General features: G+C 54.9%; 26 protein-coding genes. 19 read left to right on the top strand and 7 right to left on the bottom strand.

The genetic code is table 11. The features are described 5' to 3' along the window. The 7 genes from AB8B76_RS15560 to AB8B76_RS15530 all read left to right on the top strand — a co-directional run. Positions 1-1,106 (top strand): acyl-CoA dehydrogenase family protein (locus AB8B76_RS15560; protein ID WP_405273793.1); only part of this gene is annotated, 1,106 nt, incomplete at its 5' end. Between the two features lie 2 nt (positions 1,107-1,108). Continuing rightward, positions 1,109-1,729, top strand: coding sequence for a glutathione S-transferase family protein (locus tag AB8B76_RS15555; protein WP_405273792.1), 621 nt, complete (start codon positions 1,109-1,111; stop codon positions 1,727-1,729). A gap of 73 nt (positions 1,730-1,802) precedes the next feature. Next, positions 1,803-3,005, top strand: a complete 1,203-nt coding sequence (locus tag AB8B76_RS15550) for an acyl-CoA dehydrogenase family protein (RefSeq protein ID WP_405273791.1) — start codon at positions 1,803-1,805, stop codon at positions 3,003-3,005. 20 nt (positions 3,006-3,025) lie between these two features. Next, entirely contained in the window at positions 3,026-4,147 is a 1,122-nt protein-coding gene (locus AB8B76_RS15545) for an acyl-CoA dehydrogenase family protein (RefSeq protein ID WP_405273790.1), read from the top strand. Between the two features lie 63 nt (positions 4,148-4,210). Next, positions 4,211-5,572 carry an ABC1 kinase family protein gene (locus AB8B76_RS15540; protein ID WP_405273789.1) on the top strand — a complete coding sequence of 454 codons (1,362 nt, stop codon included), beginning with the start codon at positions 4,211-4,213 and terminating at the stop codon, positions 5,570-5,572. A 2-nt stretch (positions 5,573-5,574) separates the two neighbouring features. Beyond that, positions 5,575-6,903: an ABC1 kinase family protein gene (locus AB8B76_RS15535; RefSeq protein WP_405273788.1), complete on the top strand. Its 1,329-nt coding sequence runs from the start codon at positions 5,575-5,577 to the stop codon at positions 6,901-6,903. 7 nt (positions 6,904-6,910) lie between these two features. Then, a complete protein-coding gene (locus tag AB8B76_RS15530; RefSeq protein WP_405273787.1) occupies positions 6,911-8,440 on the top strand; it encodes a cryptochrome/photolyase family protein in 1,530 nt (509 codons plus the stop codon). Here AB8B76_RS15530 and AB8B76_RS15525 read toward each other — a convergent pair. Both AB8B76_RS15525 and AB8B76_RS15520 read right to left on the bottom strand, forming a co-directional pair. Next, on the bottom strand, positions 8,437-8,643 hold the full coding sequence (locus AB8B76_RS15525) for a DUF2256 domain-containing protein (protein WP_405273786.1): 207 nt from the start codon (positions 8,641-8,643) through the stop codon (positions 8,437-8,439). The genes AB8B76_RS15530 and AB8B76_RS15525 overlap by 4 nt on opposite strands. Continuing rightward, positions 8,640-9,944, bottom strand: coding sequence for a DASH family cryptochrome (locus AB8B76_RS15520; protein WP_405273785.1), 1,305 nt, complete (start codon positions 9,942-9,944; stop codon positions 8,640-8,642). The genes AB8B76_RS15525 and AB8B76_RS15520 overlap by 4 nt, the downstream gene beginning before the upstream one ends. Before the next feature lie 185 nt (positions 9,945-10,129). Between AB8B76_RS15520 and AB8B76_RS15515 the strand changes: the two genes are divergently transcribed. Further along, complete coding sequence (locus AB8B76_RS15515) at positions 10,130-11,239, top strand: NADH:flavin oxidoreductase (RefSeq protein WP_405273784.1); 1,110 nt, start codon at positions 10,130-10,132, stop codon at positions 11,237-11,239. Positions 11,240-11,318: 79 nt separating this feature from the next. Here AB8B76_RS15515 and AB8B76_RS15510 read toward each other — a convergent pair whose 3' ends face one another. The 5 genes from AB8B76_RS15510 to flgA all read right to left on the bottom strand — a co-directional run bounded on the left by AB8B76_RS15510 (position 11,319) and on the right by flgA (position 14,669). Then, a complete protein-coding gene (locus AB8B76_RS15510) occupies positions 11,319-11,732 on the bottom strand; it encodes a hypothetical protein (RefSeq protein ID WP_405273783.1) in 414 nt (137 codons plus the stop codon). Further along, on the bottom strand, positions 11,717-12,676 hold the full coding sequence (locus AB8B76_RS15505; protein WP_405273781.1) for a GGDEF domain-containing protein: 960 nt from the start codon (positions 12,674-12,676) through the stop codon (positions 11,717-11,719). Before AB8B76_RS15505 ends, AB8B76_RS15510 begins: the two co-directional genes overlap by 16 nt. A 278-nt stretch (positions 12,677-12,954) precedes the next feature. After that, entirely contained in the window at positions 12,955-13,428 is a 474-nt protein-coding gene (locus AB8B76_RS15500; protein ID WP_405273780.1) for a flagella synthesis protein FlgN, read from the bottom strand. Positions 13,429-13,449: 21 nt separating this feature from the next. Next, positions 13,450-13,761, bottom strand: a complete 312-nt coding sequence (flgM, locus tag AB8B76_RS15495; protein WP_405273779.1) for a flagellar biosynthesis anti-sigma factor FlgM — start codon at positions 13,759-13,761, stop codon at positions 13,450-13,452. Between the two features lie 149 nt (positions 13,762-13,910). Then, on the bottom strand, positions 13,911-14,669 hold the full coding sequence (gene flgA / locus AB8B76_RS15490; RefSeq protein ID WP_405273778.1) for a flagellar basal body P-ring formation chaperone FlgA: 759 nt from the start codon (positions 14,667-14,669) through the stop codon (positions 13,911-13,913). A gap of 249 nt (positions 14,670-14,918) precedes the next feature. Between flgA and flgB the strand changes: the two genes are divergently transcribed. From flgB to flgL, 11 genes are all read left to right on the top strand, one after another. Further along, on the top strand, positions 14,919-15,311 hold the full coding sequence (gene flgB / locus AB8B76_RS15485; RefSeq protein WP_405273777.1) for a flagellar basal body rod protein FlgB: 393 nt from the start codon (positions 14,919-14,921) through the stop codon (positions 15,309-15,311). Positions 15,312-15,373: 62 nt separating this feature from the next. After that, positions 15,374-15,796, top strand: coding sequence for a flagellar basal body rod protein FlgC (gene flgC, locus AB8B76_RS15480; protein WP_405273776.1), 423 nt, complete (start codon positions 15,374-15,376; stop codon positions 15,794-15,796). Between the two features lie 24 nt (positions 15,797-15,820). Continuing rightward, entirely contained in the window at positions 15,821-16,519 is a 699-nt protein-coding gene (locus AB8B76_RS15475) for a flagellar hook assembly protein FlgD (protein WP_405273775.1), read from the top strand. Between the two features lie 25 nt (positions 16,520-16,544). After that, the gene (gene flgE, locus AB8B76_RS15470; RefSeq protein ID WP_405273774.1) at positions 16,545-17,834 is read left to right on the top strand and encodes a flagellar hook protein FlgE; all 1,290 of its coding nucleotides are present in this window, start codon (positions 16,545-16,547) and stop codon (positions 17,832-17,834) included. A 28-nt stretch (positions 17,835-17,862) separates the two neighbouring features. Next, the gene (locus tag AB8B76_RS15465) at positions 17,863-18,612 is read left to right on the top strand and encodes a flagellar basal body rod protein FlgF (RefSeq protein ID WP_405273773.1); all 750 of its coding nucleotides are present in this window, start codon (positions 17,863-17,865) and stop codon (positions 18,610-18,612) included. Positions 18,613-18,634: 22 nt separating this feature from the next. Continuing rightward, the gene (gene flgG / locus AB8B76_RS15460; RefSeq protein ID WP_405273772.1) at positions 18,635-19,420 is read left to right on the top strand and encodes a flagellar basal-body rod protein FlgG; all 786 of its coding nucleotides are present in this window, start codon (positions 18,635-18,637) and stop codon (positions 19,418-19,420) included. 9 nt (positions 19,421-19,429) lie between these two features. Beyond that, entirely contained in the window at positions 19,430-20,119 is a 690-nt protein-coding gene (flgH, locus tag AB8B76_RS15455) for a flagellar basal body L-ring protein FlgH (protein ID WP_405273771.1), read from the top strand. Positions 20,120-20,136: 17 nt separating this feature from the next. Then, complete coding sequence (locus AB8B76_RS15450) at positions 20,137-21,258, top strand: flagellar basal body P-ring protein FlgI (RefSeq protein WP_405273770.1); 1,122 nt, start codon at positions 20,137-20,139, stop codon at positions 21,256-21,258. 3 nt (positions 21,259-21,261) lie between these two features. Then, positions 21,262-22,236, top strand: a complete 975-nt coding sequence (flgJ, locus tag AB8B76_RS15445; RefSeq protein WP_405273769.1) for a flagellar assembly peptidoglycan hydrolase FlgJ — start codon at positions 21,262-21,264, stop codon at positions 22,234-22,236. Between the two features lie 38 nt (positions 22,237-22,274). Then, positions 22,275-24,191 carry a flagellar hook-associated protein FlgK gene (gene flgK / locus AB8B76_RS15440; protein WP_405273768.1) on the top strand — a complete coding sequence of 639 codons (1,917 nt, stop codon included), beginning with the start codon at positions 22,275-22,277 and terminating at the stop codon, positions 24,189-24,191. Positions 24,192-24,238: 47 nt separating this feature from the next. Beyond that, positions 24,239-25,444 carry a flagellar hook-associated protein FlgL gene (flgL, locus tag AB8B76_RS15435; protein WP_405273767.1) on the top strand — a complete coding sequence of 402 codons (1,206 nt, stop codon included), beginning with the start codon at positions 24,239-24,241 and terminating at the stop codon, positions 25,442-25,444. The last annotated feature ends 299 nt before the right edge of the window (positions 25,445-25,743 follow it).

Below are 25,743 nucleotides of genomic sequence, written 5' to 3'. Positions count from 1 at the left end.
GAACGCATCTCCGTCGCTTCATCGACACCGAAATCGCACCTTTCGCTGAAGATTGGGATGAAGCGGGCGAGATACCCATGGATCTTTGGCCGAAGGCGGCCGCTGTGGGCCTACTGGGCTTGGGTTATCCCGAAGCCTACGGTGGAACCTCAGAAGGGATAGATTCCTGGCACAACTGGATCTGCAGTGAGGAGATGAACCGTTTTGGTGTGGGGGGCGTGCAGGCATCCTTGCTGGTGCACGGCATAGGTCTGCCCCCGGTTATCAATTGGGGTTCTGAAGCCATGAAGCAGGCGATTGCGCCGCCGGTTCTAGCGGGTGAAAAGCATATATCTCTGGGTATCACGGAGCCCGGAGGCGGCTCTGATGTGGCGCGCTTACAAACCACCGCTGTTCGCGATGGCGACCATTACATTGTCAATGGTTCTAAGACTTACATAACCGGTGGTATGCGCGCGAACTGGGTGTCCACGGCAGTGCGCACCGGTGGCGAGGGGGCTGGTGGGGTCTCTATGTTACTCATCCCTACAGATGCTGAGGGGTTTTCCCGCACGGCGTTGGATCGTAAACAGGGCTGGTGGGCCTCAGATACCGCTACTCTGTATTTCGATAATGTCCGGGTGCCTGTTGAAAATCTTATTGGCGAAGAAAATCGCGGCTTCCTCGTGATCATGACGAACTTCAATGGCGAACGAATGGGAATGGCGAGCTCTATGGAGGCTCAGGGCCGTGTGTGTCTGGAAGAGGCCGCAAATTGGGCGCGGGAACGCAACACCTTTGGTAAGCGGCTTGCGGATCATCAAGTGATACGTCATAAGTTTGCTCAGATGAAGCAAAAGTTGAACGCCACTCAAGCTTACATTCGAACCTGTTACGAGAGCATCGAGAATGGCAATCCGAATCCTGGTGATATCGCATTGTTGAAGGTGCAAGCGAGCGAGACTCTCGAGTTTTGCGCACGCGAGGCAATGCAAATTTTGGGCGGCACCGGATACATGCGTGGCAATCGAGTAGAGCGAATTTATCGAGAAGTTAGGGTGAATGCTATCGGTGGCGGTTCTGAAGAGATCATGCGAGATTTAGCCGCGCGGCAATACGGACTATGACTATGAAACTGTGGCACTGTGCAGGGGCGCGTTCTTTACGCGCGGTGTGGGCTTTAGAAGAGCTCGGGCTGGACTATGAGCTCGTCATGCTGCCTTTTCCTCCTCGCGTGTTTCAGCGGGACTACCTGGAAGTTAATGCCCTGGGCACAATCCCCTATTTTGTTGACGGGGATGTAGAGATGACGGAATCCTGCGCGATTCCGCACTATCTGGCCACGCGGCCGGGCAATGAGCATCTGGCAGTGCCGCCGGAGCATCCTGCCTACGGAGACATGCTCAACTGGACCTACCATGCTGATGCCACCTTAACGTTCCCCCAGACTATTGTGCTGCGTTACACGGTTTTGGAGCCCACACCAGAGAAGAAACCAGTGGCGGACGATTATGCCAAGTGGTTTATCGCGCGTTTACGGCGTCTTGATGCACATTTGGAGAACAACGACTATCTTGTTGATGGACGATTTACCATCGCAGATATTTGCGTCGGGTACGCCCTGTACTTTGGCCGGACGCTCAAACTGGATGAACGTTATAAACCGCAAACTCTCGACTATCTTGAGCGTTTGATTAGTCGCGATGCCTTCGTTCGAGCGAATGCCGCAGGGCAAGACTCTAGCGAGTAATCGCGTTAGCTAACGGGCATTGCTTGCGGCCTATTGAATACGCTTTTGTAAAACAAATAACGGAACACTCACTATGAATGCAGCTGTTAAAGAACTGGAAGACTTTCGCCGTGAAGTGGCTAGCTGGCTTGAGCTTAACAAGCCTAAAGATCCGGGTTTTTTGCTCCCGCAAACGTTCATGGAAGTCGGCTCTGAGGAGCAGCTGGATTTTCTTCGCGAATGGCAGCACAAGGTTTGGTCCGCGGGCTATCTGGGTATGGCCTGGGCGAAGGAGCATGGCGGGCAGGGTGTCGATGCGATCTATCAATCCGTTGTGGACCAGGAAATGCGTCGTCAGGCAGTGCCTATCTGTTTCAATGTGATTGGCCTTGGCTGGGCTGGACCACTCATTAACGATATTGGCACCGAAGACGAAAAGCAGCGTTACCTAAAAGGTATTTTGAGCGCCGAGGATATTTGGTGCCAGGGTTTTTCAGAGCCCGATCATGGATCAGATCTTGGTAACGCGCGAACTCGAGCTGAGCGTGATGGTGACGACTATGTCGTTAACGGCAGTAAGATTTGGACCACCATGGGTAACTACGCGAAGTACATGATTTTACTTGCTCGTACTAATCCCGAGGCGGAGCGTAAATACGACGGATTGTCGTTCTTCCTGGCGCCGATGACAGTAGCAGGCGTTGATACGCGTCCAATTCGTAAGCTGACGGGCGAGTTCGGGTTTACCGAGACATTTTTTACTGACGCGCGGATTCCAGCGGATTGCCTCATGGGCGGCGAAGGCGATGGCTGGAAGATCGCCATGAAGACTTTACAGTATGAGCGGGGCGCGGAAGCGGGGGCTGCAGGAGGCTTGGCCCTCGTGCGCATCGTCATTGATGATCTCATTGACCAGCTTCGGGACGTCACTCGCGATGGTAAACCGGTTCTTGAGGATCCCCTCATCCGTGATCAGCTGGTCAGTCTGATCATGGAAGAAAAAGCTGTGACTCTGGGTGATCGACGATCGGGTATTCCCGCTCTTACCAGCGACTACCCCATGTCTCTTCCCCTATCGAACAAATTGCGCTGGACTGAGTACGCACGTCGTATGCGTCAGTTTGCGATCAATGCGCAGGGGGCCGACGGTGCGTTGTTTGTCGGTGATGATCGCGCCCGAGAGGGGGGCTTCTGGCAGCGCGCGTACCTCAATAGCTTTTCCGCCACCATTGGGGGCGGAACCAGTCAAGTCCAGGCAAACATCGTAGCCGAGCACGTGCTCGGGCTGCCGAAGTAAGGGATAGAGGGAGTAGCAAAATGTCAGTAATGGGAAGCACAGCAATGCATTTTGATGAGGAGCAAAGCATGCTCCTCGACTACGCTCGCAGTTTCTGCGCGGATCGCGGTGGTTTGAACGCTGCGCGGGAGCATCTTGAGACGCCATTGGAATACAGTCCGGCGGTATGGGAAGAAATGGTGGCGATGGGGTGGACCGGCATTGGCCTGCCCGAAGAGCTCGGTGGAGCAGGACTTGGTATCGGAGCAGCGGTGCCCGTAGCAGAGAGTCTAGGTAAGTCGCTCATGGGTACGCCGCTGTTATCGACATTACTGGCAGCGCAGCTCTTGCTGCGAGCAGATGGAGAGGCTGCGGCCGAGATACTCAGAAGTATTGCTGCTGGACAGGCGGCGTGCGTCGCGGAGCTAGAGTCCGAAGACTGGAATGCGCTGCCTCGCAACACGGTCGTGGATGCCAGTGGTCTGCTTCAGGGTCAAAAACACTTGGTAATGGACGCTCAAAGTGCGCGTTGGGTCGTGGTCGTTGCGCTTGTAGATGGAGAGCCCGGGCTAGCTGTGGTCGATGCTGAGAGTCTCAGCACAGATGCGGTAAGCCCCCGCGTACTCATCGACAATACGCATCGAGCCGCTGACATTACATTTGACGGTGTGAAACCAGCTTTGCTGGTATCCGGAGCTGGTGTTCTGGGCGCGCTCCGTGATTACCGCCTGTTAGGGGCGCTTTTGGTGGCCGCTGAGAGCACCGGCGCAGCAGCGGCTTGTCTGGATGTTACGGTTGATTACCTGAAGACACGCAAGCAGTTCGGTAAGCTCATCGGGTCGTATCAAGCACTGAAGCATCCCAGCGTAGAGATCCTCAACATGATGGATTCAGCGCGGTCCTTCGTGTACCACGCCAGCTCCCTCGTGGGCACTGATACTCTTGGTAAAGATCAGGAAGTGGCTTGTCGTATGGCGAAGGCGCAGGCGACGGAAGCACTCAAGTTTGCAGGAGATCGCGCGGTTCAGTTTCATGGCGGCATGGGTTTTACCTGGGACTGTGATGCACAGCTGTTTATCCGTCGCGCACAGGGTGCGCAGCAACAGTTTGGCGATGCTCAGCACCATCGTCAGCGTCTCGCCGCGCTACTTCTGGACGACTAGTTCAGATTCTGGACAGCAGGCTCCGGGAATCATCCTCAACAGGGGTTTCTGCGTAGTAACCCCATGACAAAACGTTCATCTATTCGCCGCGGCAGTTTCGGTCGTGGCCTTGCTGTGTCTCTTGCGGGCCTCCGAGCCGGAGGCGCATTTGCCTTGGGCTCGGCCGTGGAGCGATTGCGCGGCGAGGAAGCCGGCAATAGCGACCTCATGCACCGCGAAGCTCGTCGTTTTACCGCTGAGCTTGGGAAGTTGAAAGGCACCTACGTCAAGATCGGGCAGATGATGGCGCTCCTTGGAGAGCATTTCCTCCCCGCGCCTCTCACAGAAGCGCTTCATGATCTTGACTCACAAACGCACCCCTTACCCTGGATTGAACTTGAGGACTCGGTGCGAGACAGTTTGGGCGATCGTTACGCCGAGTTGAAGGTGGACGATGAGCCTTTGGCTGCGGCCTCTCTTGCGCAGGTGCATCGCGCTACGCGGCGTGAGGATGCCTACGAGTTAGTACTGAAAATCCAGTATCCGGGACTAGCAGAAGTCATCGATGATGATTTCGATGCGGTCGTACGAATGCTGCTTTTGACTCGCTGGATTAAAGCCGGGCGTGAGATGGACGCCTGGTTTGAGGATATGCGCGAGCAGCTGCACCACGAGATCGATTACCGGCGAGAGCGTGACATGACGCAGAGCGCTCGCGACCGCTTTAGAGGCGATGACCGCTATCACGTACCGGAGGTTCTCGAGGCCTACTCCGGAGATACGCTGTTGGCACTGGAATATGTAGAAGGACACCGGGTTACTGAGCCAGCGGTGGCGGCGCTTTCCCAGTCTCGCCGCAACGCCTTGGGTCAAGCAATGCTCGAGCTGTTTTTCATTGAGCTATATGACTGGGGCGTGCTGCAGACTGATCCTAACTTCGGCAATTACCTGATCCGCAGCAACGACGCGAGTGACAGTCTGGTGCTGCTGGACTTTGGTTCCACTCTAGCCTGTGATGACAGCTTCCGTCGCCATTTCGGTGATGCCATAGCCGCGGGTCAAACGGGCGATCGAGAGTTACTTGCGGACAGCCTGGTCGGTCTCGGTTGTCTGAATGACGACGCTACGGACTTTGCACGGCAAAGTTTTTGTGAGTTCTGCGAGATGCTGCTGGAGCCTTTAGCTCCTCCGGAAAACCTTCCATCGGAGTATCTGAACGAACAGGGTGAGTATTGCTGGGGACGTTCGCGGCTGATGCAGCGCGTCGGCAAACACGCTGCCAGCTCTGCGGCTACGCGCCACTTTGCGACGCCATCCAGAGATTTCGCCCTTATCGTTCGTAAGCTCACAGGTGTATTTACATTCATCACCGTTCTCAACGCAGAATTTAATGGTCATGAAATAGCGCACCGCTACATTGATGACTGGATTACGGAGGGCGCGTAGCGATGGCTGGGGCCGATGATAAGCCACGTTCAAAAGGTAAAGCCGTACCCGCGAGCCGGGCAGGGCGTTTCGCCAAAGTAGCGCGTCTCGCTGGAGGTGTGGCAGGCGGCATGCTCGCCGAAGGGGCTCGGCAACTCCGCGCGGGTAATCGGCCCAGCAAGCGAGACCTGCTTTTGACGCCGGGAAATGCGCGACGGGTCACCAAGCAGCTGTCAGAGATGCGTGGCGCCGCGATGAAGCTGGGACAAATTCTGTCTATGGATTCGGGGGAGTTGCTACCGAAAGAACTCACAGACATTCTGGCTAGTTTGCGCTCCGATGGAACAAGCATGCCTGACTCACAGCTGGAAGAAGCCATGAGTGAGGCCTATGGCAGTGGATGGGAGAGCGAATTTCAAATCTTTGATCGCTATCCCATTGCCGCGGCATCGATTGGGCAAGTGCACCGGGCCGTCGCTCATGACGGTACGGAGCTTGCGCTAAAGATTCAGTATCCGGGCGTAAGTAAAAGTATCGCCAGTGATGTGGATAACATCGCTACGGTTCTTCGTATCTCTGGACTGCTGCCCGAAGAGGCCGATATCCAACCGCTACTGGACGATGCAAAGCGTCAGCTGAAAGATGAAGCTAACTATCTCAAGGAAGCGGAGTTCCTTCGCCGATTTAATGAAGTCCTGGGAGACGATGAGCGCTTTGTCTTGCCCGAGCTCGTGCCGGAGCTGACACGCAAGAATGTTCTTGCGATGAGCTATGTGTCCGGCGGCCCCATTGACGCTATCGCGAGGCGGTCACAGGAAGAGCGAGATCGTGTGGTGTCAGCATTGGTAGAGCTGCTTCTCACCGAGCTCTTTGAGTTGCGAATGGTACAAACAGATCCCAACTTCGCCAATTATCAGTATCGTTGGTCCAGTGGCGAAATTGTACTGCTGGACTTCGGGGCTACCAGAGACTTTAAAGCACGCTTTGTCAGCAACTACCGTAAGCTCGCGGTTGCCGCAGTGCATGGCGACAGAGATGCAATGACAGTGGCGGCGGAGAAAGTAGGCTACTCCATGGGCGAGGAGGACTCGCGTTACCGCGAACTGGTCTTGGAACTGTTGCTATTGGCACTGGAACCGCTTCGAGAAGATGTGCTTTATGATTTTGGTAACTCCACGATGCCCGAGCGCTTGGCAGCTCTCGGCAAGAGCGCAACCGAGTACGCCGATTTTTGGCATGCCCCGCCAACAGACGTTGTGTATTTTCATCGCAAGCTTGGCGGCATTTTTATGCTTGCCGCCCGCATGAATGCGCGAGTGAATGTGAACGAACTGATGCAGCGTTGGCTTTGATTCGATCATGAGTAGGAAAACACTGCGATTGGTTCTAGGTGACCAGCTGTCTCTGGCTAATCCCGTACTTGTGAATGCCGATCCCGAGCGGGATTGCATCCTGTTGGCGGAGGTGGCTGAAGAGGCCAGCTACGTAAAACACAATCGACACAAGATCGTGCTGATTTTTAGTGCAATGCGTCACTTTGCCGAGGCATTGCGGGAACGAGGGTTTGACGTTGTTTACCGCTCCTTTGATGAGGGTGTGGCGTCGCTCTTCGACGCGGTGAAGGGGGCGCTCGCCGATTCCGGGGCGGAAGCCCTCTTGGTCACCGCGCCTGGTGAATACCGTCTTTTGGCAGAGATGCAGGGTTGGGAGTCAAAGCTGGGTGGGTCGGTTGTCATTCAGGATGATGATCGCTTTCTATCTTCTATCGAGGATTTCGAAGCCTGGGCGGATGGTCGCAAGCAGTTCCGTATGGAGTACTTTTATCGCGAGATGCGTCGTCGTTACGACTTACTCCTCGATTCGGACGGAGAACCCGAAGGCGGAAAATGGAACTACGATGCGGACAATCGAAGTGGATGGCGTTCACAGCTAGAGGTTCCGGAAAGACCTACTGTTGCGATCGACGCGATCACGGCGGATGTTATCGAAGTTGTCGAAAAACACTTTCCAGATAATGCAGGGAAGCTAAGTGAGTTTCGCCTGGCGGTGACCTCCGCGCACGCACAAGCTCAGTTTGATTGGTTCTGTGATTACGCCCTCGAAAACTTTGGAACCTATCAGGATGCCCTCGCCGAAGAATCACCCTGGATGTTCCATGGGCTGATTTCTATGTATCTCAATATCGGTTTACTGGAACCGCTAGCGGTGTGTAAGCAGGTTGAGAGCGCTTGGCGTGAAGGGCGCTGTTCTCTTGCGGGAGCCGAAGGCTTTATCCGGCAGGTTCTCGGATGGCGCGAGTACGTCCGGGGGATTTACTGGCACGCTATGCCCGGCTACGCCGAGCGTAATACCTTCGACGCCTCGCGTCCTCTGCCCAGCTGGTTTTGGAACGGTGATACGGATATGCGCTGCCTTTCCCGGGCTTTAACTCAAAGCCTTGATCTTGGCTACGCGCACCATATTCAACGTCTAATGGTGATTGGCAACTTTGCGCTCCTCGCGGGGCTGGACGTGGGCGAAGTCTGCGACTGGTATCTGGCGGTGTATGTGGATGCCTTCGAATGGGTAGAGCTACCGAACACACTGGGTATGGCCTTACATGGCGATAAAGGCTTGATGGCCAGCAAGCCCTACGCCGCGTCAGGGAAATATATCCAACGTCAGGGCAATCACTGCTCAGCTTGTCGTTACGATCCCAAGCAGACCACCGGTGAAAATGCTTGCCCCTATAACAGCCTCTACTGGCACTTCATCGATCGCCATCAGGACTATCTCACCAAGAATGCACGCATGGGACTCATTGTCGGTGGTTGGAAGAAGCGGGCGCCGGAGGACCGGGATGCCATAGTTGCTTGGGGTGATCGAATTTTGGCTACGGTTCTGGACTAGGCGCTCGACGAGGCGCCTCTAACACGCCGGCCTCGCTCACTCGAGCAGCGCCGGGAGCAATAAACGATTTCACTCCAGTTGTTTTTCCAGCGCGCCCGCCACTGAAAGGGCCTATCGCAGACCGGACAGATCTTTTCCGGCTTTGGATTCTTTGATTGCCGTCGTCCCTTGGACGGCGCTTTAGTCTTTCTGCGCGTTTTCATGATCCTGATGGCGTGATGGGCCAGTCCGCGGCATCCGTTACGTACATGGGCTGGCGTGGGCGGTCACCATCCCATTTGGCGATGAAAATGCCCTCTGGATCATAGGTCGCGGTTTGTTTCTCGATGTTGAAGGCCCGGCCACCCCTTGGGTCAGCGCCAACGCCCGCGATGTATTGCCAGTTTCCGTAGTTACTGCCGACGTCATAGTCGATGAGATGTTTTTCGAAGAACGCAGCGCCGTAGCGCCAGTCGATGCCAAAATCATGTATCAGACAGCTTGCAGCAATTTGGCGTCCACGGTTGCTCATCCATCCTGTAGCAACGAGCTGATGCATGAGTGCATTGACCAGGGGATGGTTTGTGTCGCCAGCGCACCAGCGCGCGAAGTTTCTGGGTTCGAAAGTACATCGTGATACCGCGCCTTGCCGTCCGCCATGACGAAAAAGCGCAACGCCATCCCGAATTGCTCTGTGGAAGAAATACTCCCGCCACAACAGTTCGAATACCATCCAGTAGGTGGATTCGTTGGCGCCAAGCTTCTCTTCGTGTTCTTGGACTGCCCAAGCGACTTCCCGCGCAGAAAGGCTGCCAAGGGACAGCCAAGGAGATAAAGTAGAGCTTCCCTCCAGCGGATCCAGGCAATTTCTCGTTTCCTTGTAGATCCGCAGAGCGCCGCTATCAATGAACTGTCGTAAGCGGCGCTGGCCGGCACGTTGTCCGCCGCGCAGGGGAAGACCCACAGGTGCTTTGATGCGTACTTCGGGAATACGATGAAATCCTACCGCGGGTGGCTTAGGGAGTTGCGGTAGATCTCTGGACGGCGCGTCAGGACGAAGACGCTTTTCTACTTTTCGGCGAAAGGGCGAAAAGCTATCCGGTAGCTCCGGGCATACTTCAGCAATATCTGCTGCATTAAAGAGCGTGTTCCCCGGGTGTTCCAGCACGGTGATGTCGAGGCGATCTCGCAGCACCCTGATTGCGCGTGTTTCGTAACTTCCCGCGCACTGACTGGCATGTATCTCATCTATTGCGTAGTCCCTGACGAGGTCGGGAATTACCAGCTCTGGAGATCCTTGCAGCACCAGGAGCTTTTGTCCCAGGGGCTGAAGATCTTCCTGGAGAGCAATTAAGCTCTCGGTAATAAAACGCTCTCGCTGCTCTCCCATGCCCTGGGTGTTGCACCAGGGTCGCTGGAGTGGCCATAAGTAGACGAGCAGGAGCTCGTCTGCCTTGGCGGCGGCAACGAGTCCGGGGTGATCGTGTAGTCGCAAATCGTTGCGAAACCAGTAGATAGCGCGCATGCGTGGGTCACTTCAGAATACAGAACTAGATACGCAGCTTTGCGCTGCTTAGATGGCAATTGCAGCATCGCTGGGCTACGCTTCGCGCGCCGGAATTGTGCTTATATGTTTACGCACCTACCTATGAATGAGTGTGGATAACAGCGCGGCATTCCCCTGTTTGAGTCTTTTTTTACGGAGTTTCCATGTCAGATAACAGCGTCCTTTTTCAGCCGTTCACTCTGGGCAAGCTTGAGCTTCCCAATCGCATTGTGATGGCGCCCATGACTCGTGGTATGTCTCCGGGGAACGTACCTAACGACGATGTCGTGGAGTACTACCGTCGCCATGCTGCAGGGGGGACAGGGCTGATTTTTACTGAGGGCACCTGCGTCAATCATATCGCTGCGAGCGGGTATCCAGATGTGCCTTACTTCTGGGGCGAAGAGCGTCTGGCGGGATGGAAGAAAGTCGCGGAAGCCGTGCACGCCGAAGGTGGGAAAATTGCACCCCAGCTGTGGCACGTGGGCGGTGTACGTCGCGCGGGCACGCCACCCGAGGGCGACGTACCCGGTTATGCACCATCGGGAATGGGTGTCCCCGGCAAGGTTCGGTGCCATGTGATGTCTCAAGAAGATATAGATGACGTTGTTCAGGCCTTTGCCGATGCTGCGCGGGATGCTCAGGCGTGCGGGTTTGACGCCATCGAATTGCACGGTGCCCATGGTTACTTGATAGACCAATTTTTCTGGGAAGGCACTAACCAGCGGGACGACCACTATGCCGGGTCGTTGGATAACCGAGGACGTTTTGCCTGCGAAATTATTGCTGCATGCCGCGCTGCTGTGGGGCCTGACTTCCCAATCGCACTGCGTTGGTCACAGTGGAAACAACAGGATTACAGCGCCCGCCTTGTCGAGACACCAGAAGCGCTGGAGCAATTTTTGACGCCGCTATCTGAAGCGGGTGTGGATATTTTTCATTGTTCCCAGCGTCGTTTTTGGGAGCCGGAGTTTGAAGGGTCAGATCTCAACATTGCAGGCTGGACCAAAAAAATCACTGGTAAGCCCACAATTACCGTTGGCAGTGTTGGCTTGAACGCTGACTTTATTCCTACGCCAGGTGAGGCAGGCTTTCGAGAGGCCGAAACCGCATCACTAGATAACCTGATCGCGCGGCTGGATGCTGACGAGTTTGATCTGGTAGCAGTCGGGCGAGCGATGCTTGCGAACCCTGACTGGGCGAATAAAGTTCGCGAGGGTGATAACGCGGGATTGGTGCCCTTTCGAAAAGAGATGTTAGGTTCTTTGCTTTAGCGGCTGTTCACTCGCTCAAGGCTGTTCACTCGCTCAAGGCTGTCTACTCGCTCAGGGCTGTCTACTCGCTCAGGGCTGTTTATTGGCCCAAGGCTGTTTCAAGCTCCGCTATTCGAAGCTGTAGGTCTCGGTTTTGTACCCGCAATTCGTTTACTTGGGATTGATCTATGGACTGCGCGTCAGGGGATATGCCTTTCGGCATGCTTTTATCCGCACTGCCCGCAACTGCTTCGAGCGTTGGTAGATTTACGCCCATTAACTCGGACTGGCTCCAGGCGAGGTAGCTGAATGCTGCGCTGCCGATAAGCAGTAGCGCTGTGGCCAGGTGCTGCCACATTTTCCGGTGGCTCTGACGGGTTGAGTGCAGTGCCGGCTGCTTGGGTGCGTGGTTGTTTATAGCGTTAATGGTGGGGCTTTCGTTGACCACTGGCCGGGAGGCGACGGCCTCGATGAGTTGCTCACTAAGCCAAAGATTGTTTACACGTTGCTGCATACGGCTCCGCGACCATTGGCCTTGGCGTGATAGAGGTGGGTATCTGCACGTTGAAGCAAAGTGTTTTCAGTGTCTCCCGCTTGATAGCCAGCGATGCCTATGCTCACGTCAGGCCGCAGGGCATCATCAGCATCATCTAGTCCGAACTCCTCGTTCGTGATGCTCTTAAGGTTCTCGCGAATTTGTTTGGCGGCTTCGTGCGCGCCTTCCGCGTCGGTGTGGGGTAGCAGGATTGTGAATTCATCGCCGCCATAGCGAAACAGAAGGTCCGAGCCTCGCATGCTCTTTTTGAACGCGTTGGCAATGGCTCTGAGGATATGGTCACCGCCAAGGTGCCCTAATGTATCGTTGATCTTCTTGAAATGATCGATGTCAATCATCATCAATGAGAGGGGACTGTTGTGACGTCGGGTTCGCGACATCTCGCGCTCGATCCAGGTCTTTAGCGACAGGCGGTTGCCAAAGCCGGTCAAAGGGTCCTGTGTCACCAATGCTTCAAGGGTCTGATAATCGATGGCTGTGCGAAGGCAGCGAGCGATAATGCCAAGGGCTTGCTCTATGGTCAGTAGCTCACTTTCACTAAAGCGCTCGCGACGACAAAGGGAGACTCTGCCTAAGTCCGTCTTGTCGAGGACGAGAGTGTAATTGGCGCTATGATGACGTCGGTTACCAAGATGGATGTCATCGACTTCACCCAAGGTCTCGTAGGTCATTCCTTCCGCGAGACCGAGATCAGCACACCAACTGAAGAATATCGAGATGATTGATTCGACACTGTTGTTGCCGATCACGCGCTGCATTAGGAGTAATTGCTGTTCCGCACCCTCATTCCAGCGGCCGGGCTGTTCGGCGACAGCCTCACTCGTCGACAAGGAGGCTGCTGGATTCGTCGTCTGCAGCTGTTCGTTGTCGATCTTGCTGTGAAGAGGGATGACTTTCTTCATTACTTTGGCCTCGTCGCCGCCGGATTAAAACCGTCGTTGTTTGCGTCAAGACTGTAGTAGCAAGCAGTGTGCCAGTTATTTTCCTAGATTTTAGGCGCTTTTTGCGGACTTTTTTGAGAATTTAGAGTCATTTTATTCGACGCCACTGTTTGCGACAAGAATCTGTCGCATGATTGGCGTCAAAAATCCGATAAATCAGGACTCCTGTCAGATAGCTGGCAGGGGGAGGCCTGAGGGTTCAGGTTTTTGCGTGCCAATGTGGGTGGGGTGGAGCGAGGCTAGGCTTTACCTAAGGTGCGTCCGTCGCTTTGGTGCTCCCGTGATCCGCTGAGCGAATACAGATCGGTGCCGCCGTCCTCCTGGCGCAGTACATCCAGGGCACCTCGGGTGCGTTCCTGCAGGCGGAGAATGAGGCCTCCGTTACGCCGATTGCTTTCCTGGCACTGGGTGGCAATCTCGGCGAGTTCATCTCTAAGCTGCTCATCAGATTTATCGCCCTTGCAGTGAGCGATGAGATCACTCAGCGAGCTTTCGGCCCCCAATCCCAATCCACGCATCCATGCTAAGCGTTGTTGCTGCTGGGATTGATGCGCTGCCACAGCGTCGTTCTTGGCCGCGATAGCGACCTCAAGTTCGTCAACAGCATTACTGGTGAGCGCCTGATACTCAGACGATAGTGCTTCATGGAGGGCTTTGAGAGTGCCCAATTCGGCTTGTAAAAGCGTGCGGAGGTTTGTGGAGTCGGCGCTCATGCGCGGCTTGATTCTCGCGATCTAACCGAGGTCGGCTTCGCTTTGGAGCAGGCTGTCTACGATACGGGCAGGATCCACCTCGTAGCTGCCGTTACTGATGGCTTCGCGAATAGTATCTACGCGTGCCTGATCGATGCCCGGCAATTCGCGTAACTGGTTTTCCAGGGACAGCAATTCGGACGCAGTACTCGTGATAGAGACGGACTCGCCGCTGGCGACGCTGGGTTGAGACTCGTTTGTCTTGGCGCCGTCCACAGCCGAGCCACGACGACTTACCTGATCGGTGTCGCTGCGGGTCTGTCGAATATTGACGTTGCCTTCTACGGGGTTCATTGCCCTTCCATCCGGTTGCATTCCTCTATTTTGAAGAGGGACGCGATACACACGTTGCTTCTGGTCTATATAGCGACCGAAAACGTCAAAAGTTTAGCACATCGAGAACTTTAAACTGCTGTGCCTATCAGCGAGGCTTGAGAGCTCCATCACGGTATTCGCACGCTGCCGTCGGAGAGCACGAGCCCCTCAACGCGCTTTCCTGAGGTTAGGTTGGTCACCAGCAGGCGATCTCCTTGAGCGCCGCTGCCCATGGCCTTGCCTTGCATGCGCACTTCGATGCCCGAGCCCCCTGCAACAAGCGTCACCATCTGGCCCCGGGTCACGAGTTCCGGCAGGTCGACATGACCGTGGCGCAAGGTGGATCCGGCTGATAGTGGTCTTTTGAGCTCCATGCCTACCGCCAGCTCAGGGTCGATGATTACATCGGCTGCCTGGGTCTTTATACGACGGGTCACCATTTTCAGGTCGTCGGGGGCGAGGATAGTCCCTCGCGGTAGCGCTTTGGCGAGGACAGGTAGCTCAAGGGAGGCGCTAACTTCTGCGCGCAGATAGAGCGTCCAGGGTACGCTGCCACTGCATCGCACGCCGTAACTTACGGGACCCAGTACACGGCCATTGTGGGGGCGAACGATCTCGAGGTTGCGATCGCACAGTGCCGGTCTAAGGCGCTGATCCAGCGGGCGAACGCGAACTTCCACTTGATCGAGGCCTTGCTCAGAAGCAGCTTGTAAGGCCGCAAATTCCACGATACTCAGAATGTCGTCGTGAGGTTGGATTGCACCGGAGGTCGCGGCTGAAACCGCGCCTGAGAGTAGCGCTGTGCAGAGCACGCTGGCGCCGGACACGCGCATGCGCGCCGTCCTGTTCACATCCTTTGCTACGCGTTTTCTGAGTACAACTGTCATTTATCTGACGCTTCCTGCCGGTAAATCGGGTCTGGAAGCTATGCAGCAGATTTCATGCCACCACCAAAAAGAGAGGCGGCAACCGAGGGCCTTCATTAGCTGCGGCAACGGCAATGCTTGCCGCTGAGGCGGCAAGTTGCCACGTTTTTCGTTATCAGAAACGATTTAAGTCATTGTATTTAAAAGTAAAAATTTTATGGCACGGTCTTTGAATGGCTATATGCAGAACACTTTTTGGACGGTAGAAAAATGGCAGGACTAGACAGCGCCCTCGGCATATCTCCACAGGTTTTGGCGCTCAGGGCCCAAAAGACGGAATTGCTGTCGGCCAACATTGCTAACTCGGACACTCCCGGGTTCAAGGCCAGAGATATCGATTTTGCAGCGGCCATGCGTCAGGCCGGTGGTCAGCAGGAAGGTATGACCCGAACCCACGCAGCGCACATGAGCGCCGCGGGCGATCCCGGAAGCGTCGAGCCGATGTATCGAGTTCCGTCGCAGCCGAGCCTTGATGGGAACACTGTGGAGTCTCAGCGGGAGCACGCGGCGTTTATGGACAACGCGATCCGTTATCAGGCGAGTCTGAACCTGCTCGATGGGCGCATTAACTCACTGCGCACAGCCATCCGTGGACAGGTTTAAGGAGTCACTGCAATGAGCAACGCACAATCACCGAATAATGCACTCTCACCGAGTATCGAGCTATGAGTCTGTTTAACGCCATCAGCGTCGCGGCCACATCACTGGATGCGCAAAGCACGCGTCTCAACACCATCTCCAGCAATCTCGCTAACGCCAATGCAGTAAGTAGCAGTGCGGAAGAAACCTACCGAGCTCAATACCCGGTGTTCGAAACCATGCTCAACGAATTGACAGCAGGGAACGGTATGGACGCGGTTTCTGGCGTCCGTGTTTCCGGTGTTATGCAATCTGACTTGCCCGCTGTTAAAGAGTACGTGCCCTCGCACCCCATGGCCGACGACGAGGGCTTCATCTATCGCCCCGCTATTAACAGCGTGGAAGAGATGACCAACATGATGGAGGCCTCGCGCTCTTATCAGGACAACATCGAAGCGATGAATACCGCGAAGCAACTCATTCTGCGAACGCTCACCCTTGGCCGATAACTGAATTCGGAGTAACGACGAAGCATGGATTCTCTAACATCAATTAACGAACTATTTCCGTCCTCCACGCCGCTTGGGAATGAGTCCGCAAACTCCATCGAGGATATGGATGCTCAGGATTTTCTCGAGCTGATGGTGGCTGAGCTTGAGAATCAGGATCCCACAAAGCCCAACGATAACGCAGACATGATGGGGCAGTTGGCGCAGTTTGGCACGGTGTCCGGAATTGACGAGTTAAATGCGAATTTCGCTGGTTTAAGCAGCGCCTTGACCGGAGGCCAGGGCCTGCAGGCGGCAGCCTTGGTAGGTCGTAGCGTAACCACAGAAAGCAATCTCGGTGAATTGGCGGAAGTGCCTAATGCCCAGGGCGAAATGGAATATGCGCTGGATGCAACGGTTGAGTTTGGATCCAGTAACGCCGGCGGGAGTTTCTTTGTACAAGACATGACGGGGCGCCTCGTTTACAGCGCTGCACTGCCTCCCTCTCAGGGCGGGCAGTTGCCGGTGCGCTGGGATGGCCGCAACGCTCAGGGCGAACTAGTGCCTCCGGGTACTTATCGTGTCTCTGCCGAGGCGATCGTGGGTGGACAAAGCACCGCAGTCTCGGTCTTCGCGCATCAGCGCGTGGAGTCGGTAGCCGTTGATGGTGCTCAAGGGGCCGTCACATTGAATCTCGGCAATGGCAGCAGCATTGCTCTCGAAGAAGTTAAACAGTTTCTATAAAAATCACTCTTGAAGGAGAGTTTGTATGGCGTTTAGTACAGCAATTTCAGGCATCAACGCGGCGAACGCTGACCTTGGTGTGATTAGTAACAACATTGCCAACGCGTCGACGACGGGCTTTAAGGCGTCTCGTGCCGAGTTTGCCGATGTGTATGCAACCAGCCTGTTGGGCGCTGGCTCGAATGCCATTGGTCAGGGTGTTGCGCTGGCGGGTGTGAGTCAGGAATTTGGGCAGGGCACGATCACCTTCACCAATAACTCGCTTGACCTTGCCATTAACGGTAACGGCTTTTTTCAGCTGAGCGTTGAAGGGGCTATTGAGTACACGCGCGCCGGAAACTTTCAGGTGGATAACGAAGGATTTCTCGTTTCCAACCAAAACTCCCGTTTGCAGGGTTTTCAGGTGGACGGTGGCGGAGATGTCACTGGCCAACTTGGCGATATCCAGATTGATACGTCACTGATTGATCCAAATCCCACCGCAGCGGTAGGCCTCACCAGTAACCTGGATTCTAGAGACGTTAGCCCGGGTACGGGGTTCGCGACCAACGGGCCGTACGATGCTTTCGCGGTACCTGCGACAGCGCCAAATCCGGTTGACTTCAACGCGACTACCTCCACAACGATTTATGACAGCTTGGGCAACCCTCACGTACTCAGTCTGTACTACGTAAAAACCACTAACCCGAACGAGTGGGAGGTGTATTCGCTGATTGATGGCCAAAGTCAGGATCCCGGTACCGGCACTGTTGGTGATCCTGTCACGTTGACCTTTACCTCCAATGGACAATTTGACCCCACCTCGGCGACGGACATTAACGTGACGGGCTGGGCGCCCATCGACGCTACAGGTATTTCGAACGGTGCTTCTGCTCAGAATTTCGCGGTAAACCTGCAGCAGACTACGCAGTTTGGTACGGACTTTTCCGTATCCAGCGTCATTCAGGATGGTTTTGCAGCGGGGCAGCTTCGTGGCTTGGAAATTGACGAGTCAGGGGTGGCGTTTGCCCGATACACAAATGGTGAGTCTCGTGCTTTGGGGCAGATTGCCCTGGCTAGTTTTAGTAACCAAAACGGTTTGCAGCCCATTGGCGACACCAATTGGGTTGAGACCTTTTCTTCGGGAGCACCCAACGTCTCCGGACCGGGTACCTCAGGTCTAGGCGTTATTCAGTCTGCGGCGCTTGAGGATTCGAATGTAGAAATCACACAAGAGCTTGTCGATTTGATTATCGCCCAGCGTAACTTCCAGGCGAACGCGCAGGTCATTCAGGCCGCCGATGCGATCACTCAGACTGTGATCAACCTTCGGTAATCGGTCAGCGAGTCGGGACTAAAAGCTCATGGATCATTTTGTCTACATAGCCGCCGCCGGCGCCAAAGAGACGATGCTTGCGCAAGCAGCAAACGCTCACAATTTGGCGAACGCATCGACTACGGGTTTCAAGGCGGACCTTATCGAAGCGCAAACGGTTTACCTGCGCGGCGAGGGTATGGAAACCCGCGCCTACAATGTAATTGAAGATACCGGTGTGGACTTTGAGCAGGGTGTTCTTGAGCAGACAGGTCGTGATCTGGATTTGGCAATCAACGGCGATGGCTGGTTCGCGGTTCAGTCTCAGGCGACCAATGGTGGTGAGGGATTAACCCGACGCGGCGATTTTCGCATCGATGAGCTTGGACAGATGGTCAATGGCGCAGGTGAAGCGCTCATGGGCAACGATGGTCCCATTGCGCTACCGCCTTTTAGCAGTCTGTCTATCGGTAGCGACGGCACAATTTCGATTATCCCCCTCGGTGAGTTGCCTAACGCCGTGGCTGTCCTTGATCGCATAAAAATGGTCAAGCCTTCAGCAGAGAATGTATCTAAAGGCGAAAACGGATTACTGCAAACCGCCAGCGGTTTACCGGCGCCTGCGGATGCTGATGTTCGCCTCGTGAGCGGCGCTTTGGAATCGAGCAATGTGAATCCAGTGTCAGCGATGGTTCGCATGATAGAGCTGTCTCGCCAGTTCGAACATTTCGTGAAACTAATGAAGGTGGCCGAGGATGTTGATACGTCCAGCGCCACCTTAATGCGCATGCAGTCTTAATTGCGTGTATAGGAGAAGATAAGTGAATCAGTCACTGTGGATTTCCAAGACAGGTTTAGACGCTCAACAAACCAAGATGTCGACGATTGCCAACAACCTGGCGAACGTAGGGACAACTGGTTTTAAGCGTGGACGCGCCATTTTTGAAGATTTGATCTATCAGAACGTGCGACAGGTAGGCTCGCAGTCTTCTCAGGACACCTTACTGCCATCAGGCTTGCAGATCGGTACGGGAACCCGTGTTGTAGCGACCGAGAAGCTGTTCACTCAGGGTAATCTCACCAAGACCGATGGTGCACTGGATATTGCGATTCAGGGCAGGGGCTTTTTCGAGATTCTTCTGCCCGATGGTAACCAAGCGTTTACCCGTGATGGGTCATTCCAGATTAATGATCAGGGCATTGTGGTGAGCTCTGCGGGTTATCAGCTGCAACCACCGATCACGATCCCTCAGGATGCCCTGTCGGTGACGATCGCCAACGACGGCACGGTATCGGTGCAGCAGCCCGGTAACCCCGCATCTACGCAGGTCGGCGTTGTGCAGCTCACGGACTTTATAAACCCGGCAGGTCTGCAGGCGCGCGGTGAGAATCTTTACCTGGAGTCTGGGGCCAGTGGCGCTCCGCAGCCTGGTAATCCCGGTCTCAATGGCTTGGGTACCTTGTCTCAGGGCTATGTAGAAAGTTCGAACGTGAATGTCGTAGAGGAGCTGGTCAACATGATTGAGACTCAGCGTGCCTACGAAATGAACTCCCGGGCGATTTCTACTGCGGACCAGATGCTCCAGTACATCTCTAATAATCTGTAGGTGTGATTCATGCTTAACGCACGCATATGTTTGTGTCTTGCGCCGATGGTTCTGGTGGGTTGTGCAGGTGTGGAAAGTGACTCACCACCGGAGTACGTCAAGATTGAGCCCATTGAGTATCCGGAGGTGACCGTATCCTCGGCGCCGACTACGGGCAGCCTTTACGCCGCTAATCGCAGCATGTTTTTGTTTGAGGATGTGCGTGCCCACGAGATCGGCGACATCGTGAGTGTCGTGCTGGTTGAATCCACCTCGGCCACAAAGAGCGCCGACACAGACGTAAACAAAGACGGCAGCGTGAGCATTGTTGACCCCACAATCTTTGGCGCTCCAGTCACTATTAATGATGGGCGCTACAACCTTGGATCAGAGCTGTCCTCTTCGAGTTCTTTTGAAGGCGATGGCTCCAGTAACCAAAGCAATCGACTTGATGGCTCTATCGCCGTGCAGGTGTCTCGGGTTCTGCCGAATGGAAATCTGCAGATACAGGGCGAAAAGTGGATCAAGATCAATCAAGGGGATGAGTACATCCGGCTGCGCGGCATTGTTCGTCCAGAGGACCTCAGTCCGACCAACACCATCCCATCTACTCTTGTTGCTGATGCGCGTATCTCCTACGGCGGTACCGGTATTCTCAATGAAAGCAACACCCCAGGTTGGCTGACGCGCTTCTTTATGAGCCCGTTGATGCCCTTCTGAGGCTGAAGGAACCCGTTATGCAAATGTTCACGCGCCTCCAGACACTGCTACCAGCGTTACTGACGCTCCTTGTTTTTACGGCACCGGTACAGGCCGAGCGTATAAAAGATATTGCGGGCATTGCCGGCGTCAGACCTAACCAGTTGGTCGGGTACGGCTTGGTTGTCGGTCTGGATGGTAGTGGTGACCAGGTGATTCAGGCGCCATTCACGATCCAGAGTTTGAAGAGCATGTTGGCTCAGTTGGGCGTCAACGTACCCGCCAACGTAAATCCCCAGTTGAAAAACATTGCGACGGTGATGGTCACCGCCGAACTCCCTGCGTTTTCAAAACCCGGTCAAACCATCGATGTCACGGTGTCCTCCTTAGCCAACGCCAAAAGCTTGCGCGGCGGCCAGTTGCTGATGACGCCGCTTAAGGGCCCCGATGGTCAAACCTATGCCCTTGCTCAAGGCTCTATGATTGTGAGCGGCTTTGGTGCCGAAGGTTCTGATGGTTCCAGCGTCACCGTTAACGTCCCCAGTGCGGGCCGCATACCCAACGGCGCGATTGTAGAGCGCGGCGTGCCCACGCCTTTCGGCACCGAGCCGGTGATGGTGATGAATCTCAATACTCCGGACTTCACCACTGCGCAGCGTGTAGCCACCAGCATCAACGAAAGTATGGGGCCCGGAGTCGCTCGTCCTATGGATGCGGTATCTATTGAAGTTCAGGCCCCCCGAGATCCTGCTGACAAAGTGGCATTCGTATCATTGCTTGAAAATCTGTCTGTTGATCCTGCCGCCGCAGCCGCCAAGGTTGTGGTGAACTCGCGTAACGGCACCATCGTGATTGGTGATCGAGTCAGGGTTGAGCGCGCGGCGGTGGCACACGGTAATTTGACGGTCACGATCTCGGAAAACCTCAACGTCAGTCAGCCCGGCGCCTTTGCAAGTGGTGGGCAAACGGCAATTACGCCTGATTCCGAGGTGAGCCTGGCGGAGGAGAGCGCCAGAATGTTCCTTCTTGAGCCCGGCATCACTCTGCAGGAGCTGGTCACAGCCGTGAACAAAGTCGGTGCGGCGCCCGGTGATCTCATCGCGATTCTTGAAGCCCTGCAGCAAGCCGGTGCTTTGCGCGCCCAGCTGATCGTTATCTAAATCATGCAATCTCAAGCCGTTTACAACGACTTCAATGCCTTGGCGAACTTGCGCTCTGATGCTCGTCAGAACGCCGATGGCACCCTCGAAGACGTTGCAAAACAGTTTGAGTCCCTGTTTGTGCAAATGATGCTTAAGTCCATGCGCGATGCGACGACGCAGGGTGGCTTGTTTGATAGCGATCAGATGGAGAGCTATCAACAAATGCATGACCAACAGTTGTCGCTGGATCTTGCATCGCGCGGAGGTATTGGTCTGGCTGATGTGCTCGTTGAGCAGCTTCGCTCAGATCGCGCAGGACTTGAGTCCGAAGGACCTACCAGTCTTGGGGGTCTAAAGATGCCCGGAACTAGCGCGGCAAACGCGGCGGCGTTTAACGTGCAGCCTTATCTGGAATTTCGAGTGCCTACTTTGCAAAGTGCACCTACGGTAGCTGAGGCCGCGCCGCTATCAAATGCGCAGCCTTGGGCGCCATCTACTCCTCAGGAGTTTGCAGAGCATTTACGACCTCTGGCTGTTGATGCCGCAAATGAGTTGGGTGTGAGCGCTGACGTATTGCTGGCACAGGCTGCCCTGGAGACAGGCTGGGGCAAGCACGTAAGTAGGTCCGTAAACGGCAGTAGTAACAACTTGTTCAATATCAAGGCTGGCTCGGATTGGGAGGGACCAACGGTAACCGTGCAAACGCTGGAGTATCGAGAGGGCGTGGCGGTTCGTGAGACTGCACAGTTTCGGGCCTACGCGTCGCCGGCAGAGTCCTTTGCGGATTATGTTTCGCTTATAAAAGAAAGCCCTCGGTACAGCGCCGCCAAAGATCTGGCTGCTGAACCGGAGCAGTACCTAAAAGAGTTGCAGCAAGCGGGGTACGCCACAGATCCGGCCTACGCCGACAAAATTCTGGCGATTTTGCGTCGGGGTGACCTAAACGGGACGACGGCTGCGCTAAAGAATCCTGCGGATTTGCCGCTAAAGAGCTGACAAGCGCCCCTAATCGGGAGCGCGAGGATGGATAAGGTTTGGCAGACGTACTTAACATTGGCACTTCGGCTTTATTGTCCCTGCAGCGTGCGATTGGCACTACAGGAAACAATATTGCCAACGTAAACACCGAGGGCTATAGCCGTCAGCGGGTGGAGTTCGCTGCGCTTCCGCCTCAGCTGACCGGTGCCGGTTTTGTTGGCACGGGGGTCACTATTGCGGCGATTACCCGCGCTTTTGACCAGTTCCTAGCCGACGATGTTATTGATCGTAGCTCGAGTGCTGCGGGAGCAAGCACTCTGGCGGATCTTTCTGGTCGCGTTGATGACATTCTGGCCAACCCCGATACCGGCTTGGGGCCTGCGATCGACGACTTTTTTGCCGCCTTGCAAGACGTAGCAACCAACCCCGGTTCTTTACCCGAGCGTCAAGTCCTGATCGGTGAGGCCGAAGGTCTAGCCCAGCGCTTCCAGTACCTGAATGACCAGTTCGCAAGCCTCGATCAGGAAGCGAATGTCCGCATCGATACCTCGGTACAGCAAATCAACGCCTTGGCTGAAGGTATCGCAGACTTAAACGATCGCATCGTAAGCGAGACCGTACGCTCTGGAGGGCAGTCTCCCAACGACTTGCTGGACTCCCGGGATCAATTGATCGCCCGTTTATCGGAGCAGATCGGTGTTACTACGGTGGCGCAGAGTGATGGCGCGGTAAACGTATTGATCGGCAGCGGACAGGCTTTGGTCGTCGGCAGTAGCTCAACTCAGCTCGAGACATTCACCGACCCCTTTGATGTGCGACGCTTGAACGTGGGTATCTCGGGTCTTGCCGTGCAGTCAGATATCGGCCGGTTTCTGAGTGGCGGCGAGTTAGGTGCAGTGCTGGAGTTTCGCGGCGATATTCTGGATGGAGCGACTACGGATCTGGGTTTGATTGCCACGGGGCTGGCAGCAACCTTCAACGACCAGCAAGCCTTGGGGCTCGATTTAAATGGCAATTTTGGTGGCAACTTCTTCCGGCCGCTAGAGCCCACGACAGTGCCCAATATCAGCAATACCGGTAACGGCGTCGCGACGGCTTCGATTACTGATCCCGTGAACCTGACGGGAGACGAATACCGACTCCGCTTTGACGGCACGAACTACACCCTGACCAACACTACGACTAACGCGAGCAGCACAGGGCCCGGTCCAGCGTTTTCTATTGATGGTGTTGATATCAGCATATCCGGTACGCCAGTCGCGGGTGACGAATTCTTGATTGCGCCGGTGGCGCAGGGCGCCAACCTGTTTGACGTCGCGATTTCTGATCCTTTGGCCTTCGCAGCGGCAAGTCCTGTGCGTACCAGCACGTCTTTGGGTAATGCGGGATCTGGCGTCATTGACGATGCGGCAGTGTCCAGCGTTGCTAACCTGCCCTTGGGCAGCAACATTGTGCTGACCTTTAACCCCGATGCCTTGGGTGCGGGCGTTCCCGGTTTTGATGTCACGGGAATTGCAGGTGGTCCCATCGCTTACGACCCCAGCACTGACGCAAACGGTGTTGAAGCAACGCTGGGTGATATCAGTTTTACCCTTAGCGGCATTCCGGTGAATGGCGATAGCTTCACTATTGAGAACAACGTTGACGGCTCTGGAGACAACCGCAACGCTCTTGCGCTGGCGGAATTGCAAAATGAGCGCACGCTAAATGGCGGAACGGCGACCTACCAGGATGCTTACGCCGCGCTTCTAGCCGATGTGGCCGTGAGTACGCGTCAGGCAAGTAACGCGGCGGCCACTGAATCAGCCTTGCTGGACCAGTCCCGCGCCGCGCTGAGCAGCTCGCAGGGTGTAAACCTTGATGAAGAGGCCGCGAACTTAATCCGTTATCAGCAGGCCTATCAAGCGGCGGCTCGTGTGATTGCTGTCGCCGACGAAGTCTTCCAAACCTTGCTTAACGCGACGGGTCGTTAGGCCGTGGCTTAGTTAGAAATAGGCAAGGATAATCAGGTATTTAGGAAATGGTTGACCGTCTTTCTACATTGCAGATCTTTCAGTCGGGTATCTCCACGATTCTCGAGCGTCAGGCTGATCTTGCCAGGACGCAGCAGGAGTTATCTACCGGCCGGAGGATACTGTCGCCGTCAGATGACCCTGCTGGTGCCGTGAAGGTGCTGGATATCGAAGAAGACCTCCGTCAGATCGACCAGTATCAACGCAATGCCTCTACGGCCGAAGGGCAACTAGCCTTTGAAGACACTACGTTGAGCTCTGTCACCGATGTGTTGCAGCGTGTGCGAGAGCTTAGTTTGCAGGCGAACAACGCGACCATCGGCGCGGAAGGACGCGCAGCCATTGCGGTGGAGCTCGATAGCCGCCTTGAGGAATTGGTGTCTCTTGCAAACACTCGTGATGCCAATGACGAGTATATTTTTGCGGGGTTTCAGGCGGAGTCAGAACCCTTTAGCCAAAGCGGCGGCCAGGTTACCTACAACGGTGATGACGGTCAGCGCTTTATTGATATTTCGTCAGGCTCCCAGGTGGCTGTTCGCGACTCCGGGTCCCGTGTATTCCTTGCGGTGCCCGCAGGTAACGGTACCTTCGACTTTTCGGTAAGCGGCAATGCGGGTACCGCAGTCGTTTCGAGCGCGAGTGCCGACGGTACTTTTGTTCGTGACAGCTACAGCGTTAACTTTATCCAGGCGCTCCCTACCGATCCTATTACCTACGAAGTGGTCGATAGCGGTGCTAACGTAGTGGCTACGGGTAACTATGAGTCTGGCGATGCGATTAGCTTTAACGGCGCGACCATTACCGTGGGTGGTGAGCCGGTTAACGGCGACAGCATTAGTATCGATAGCACCGCATCCCAGTCGGTCTTTCAAACGGTACGCGAGATAGCTGACGTACTGCGTAATGCATCAGACACGCCCGCCAACAATGCCGAGGTCAACAACACTATCGCCAGTGGTTTACTCAACCTGGACCAGGCTTTGGGTAACGTACTGAGCGTCCAGGCAGATGTAGGCTCACGACTTAATCGTATTGATAGCCAGCAAGCGATTAACGAAGACTTTAATCTTCAGTTGGAAACGAGCCTGTCAGAAGTACAGGACGTAGACTTCGCAGAGGCGATAAGTCGCCTGAATCTGCAGCAGGTAGCATTGCAGGCTGCTCAGCAGACCTTTGTGACCACCCAGCGTCTGTCACTCTTTGATTACTTTTGATTGTTTTTTGATCAATTTAGCTGTTTTTGGCGCTAAACAAAGAAAGATTCTCTAGATTTCACTTTTCGCACCAAATATTCGTGTGCTCCCTATCTCGTTGTTTTTAATAGCTTAATCCCTGTTCAATAGCTTGTTTGGGTGGCGCTGGAAGAAATTTCGCAAAAAAACATCACGAAACATCAAAAAAACCCCTAAAGCTCTTCAAATACCGTCCGCTAACGTTATTGATGGCTAATTTGGTTTGTCGAGTTTTTCGTCTCACCAAAGCCAGTAGTGAACTGACTAATCCTGTGTGAGCG

It is taken from the genome of Congregibacter sp., assembly GCF_045107095.1.
Taxonomy (GTDB): Bacteria; Pseudomonadota; Gammaproteobacteria; order Pseudomonadales; family Halieaceae; genus Congregibacter.
Note: the sequence above shows the minus strand (reverse complement) of the source record. Positions and strands in the feature narration are given on the sequence as shown.

Coding starts and splice junctions, on each gene's coding strand:
- AB8B76_RS15555 (WP_405273792.1), top strand. CDS start 1,109: ATGAAACTGTGGCACTGTGCAGGGGCGCGTTCTTTACGCGCGGTGTGG.
- AB8B76_RS15550 (WP_405273791.1), top strand. CDS start 1,803: ATGAATGCAGCTGTTAAAGAACTGGAAGACTTTCGCCGTGAAGTGGCT.
- AB8B76_RS15545 (WP_405273790.1), top strand. CDS start 3,026: ATGTCAGTAATGGGAAGCACAGCAATGCATTTTGATGAGGAGCAAAGC.
- AB8B76_RS15540 (WP_405273789.1), top strand. CDS start 4,211: ATGACAAAACGTTCATCTATTCGCCGCGGCAGTTTCGGTCGTGGCCTT.
- AB8B76_RS15535 (WP_405273788.1), top strand. CDS start 5,575: ATGGCTGGGGCCGATGATAAGCCACGTTCAAAAGGTAAAGCCGTACCC.
- AB8B76_RS15530 (WP_405273787.1), top strand. CDS start 6,911: ATGAGTAGGAAAACACTGCGATTGGTTCTAGGTGACCAGCTGTCTCTG.
- AB8B76_RS15525 (WP_405273786.1), bottom strand. CDS start 8,643: ATGAAAACGCGCAGAAAGACTAAAGCGCCGTCCAAGGGACGACGGCAA.
- AB8B76_RS15520 (WP_405273785.1), bottom strand. CDS start 9,944: ATGCGCGCTATCTACTGGTTTCGCAACGATTTGCGACTACACGATCAC.
- AB8B76_RS15515 (WP_405273784.1), top strand. CDS start 10,130: ATGTCAGATAACAGCGTCCTTTTTCAGCCGTTCACTCTGGGCAAGCTT.
- AB8B76_RS15510 (WP_405273783.1), bottom strand. CDS start 11,732: ATGCAGCAACGTGTAAACAATCTTTGGCTTAGTGAGCAACTCATCGAG.
- AB8B76_RS15505 (WP_405273781.1), bottom strand. CDS start 12,676: ATGAAGAAAGTCATCCCTCTTCACAGCAAGATCGACAACGAACAGCTG.
- AB8B76_RS15500 (WP_405273780.1), bottom strand. CDS start 13,428: ATGAGCGCCGACTCCACAAACCTCCGCACGCTTTTACAAGCCGAATTG.
- flgM (WP_405273779.1), bottom strand. CDS start 13,761: ATGAACCCCGTAGAAGGCAACGTCAATATTCGACAGACCCGCAGCGAC.
- flgA (WP_405273778.1), bottom strand. CDS start 14,669: ATGACAGTTGTACTCAGAAAACGCGTAGCAAAGGATGTGAACAGGACG.
- flgB (WP_405273777.1), top strand. CDS start 14,919: ATGGCAGGACTAGACAGCGCCCTCGGCATATCTCCACAGGTTTTGGCG.
- flgC (WP_405273776.1), top strand. CDS start 15,374: ATGAGTCTGTTTAACGCCATCAGCGTCGCGGCCACATCACTGGATGCG.
- AB8B76_RS15475 (WP_405273775.1), top strand. CDS start 15,821: ATGGATTCTCTAACATCAATTAACGAACTATTTCCGTCCTCCACGCCG.
- flgE (WP_405273774.1), top strand. CDS start 16,545: ATGGCGTTTAGTACAGCAATTTCAGGCATCAACGCGGCGAACGCTGAC.
- AB8B76_RS15465 (WP_405273773.1), top strand. CDS start 17,863: ATGGATCATTTTGTCTACATAGCCGCCGCCGGCGCCAAAGAGACGATG.
- flgH (WP_405273771.1), top strand. CDS start 19,430: ATGCTTAACGCACGCATATGTTTGTGTCTTGCGCCGATGGTTCTGGTG.
- AB8B76_RS15450 (WP_405273770.1), top strand. CDS start 20,137: ATGCAAATGTTCACGCGCCTCCAGACACTGCTACCAGCGTTACTGACG.
- flgJ (WP_405273769.1), top strand. CDS start 21,262: ATGCAATCTCAAGCCGTTTACAACGACTTCAATGCCTTGGCGAACTTG.
- flgL (WP_405273767.1), top strand. CDS start 24,239: ATGGTTGACCGTCTTTCTACATTGCAGATCTTTCAGTCGGGTATCTCC.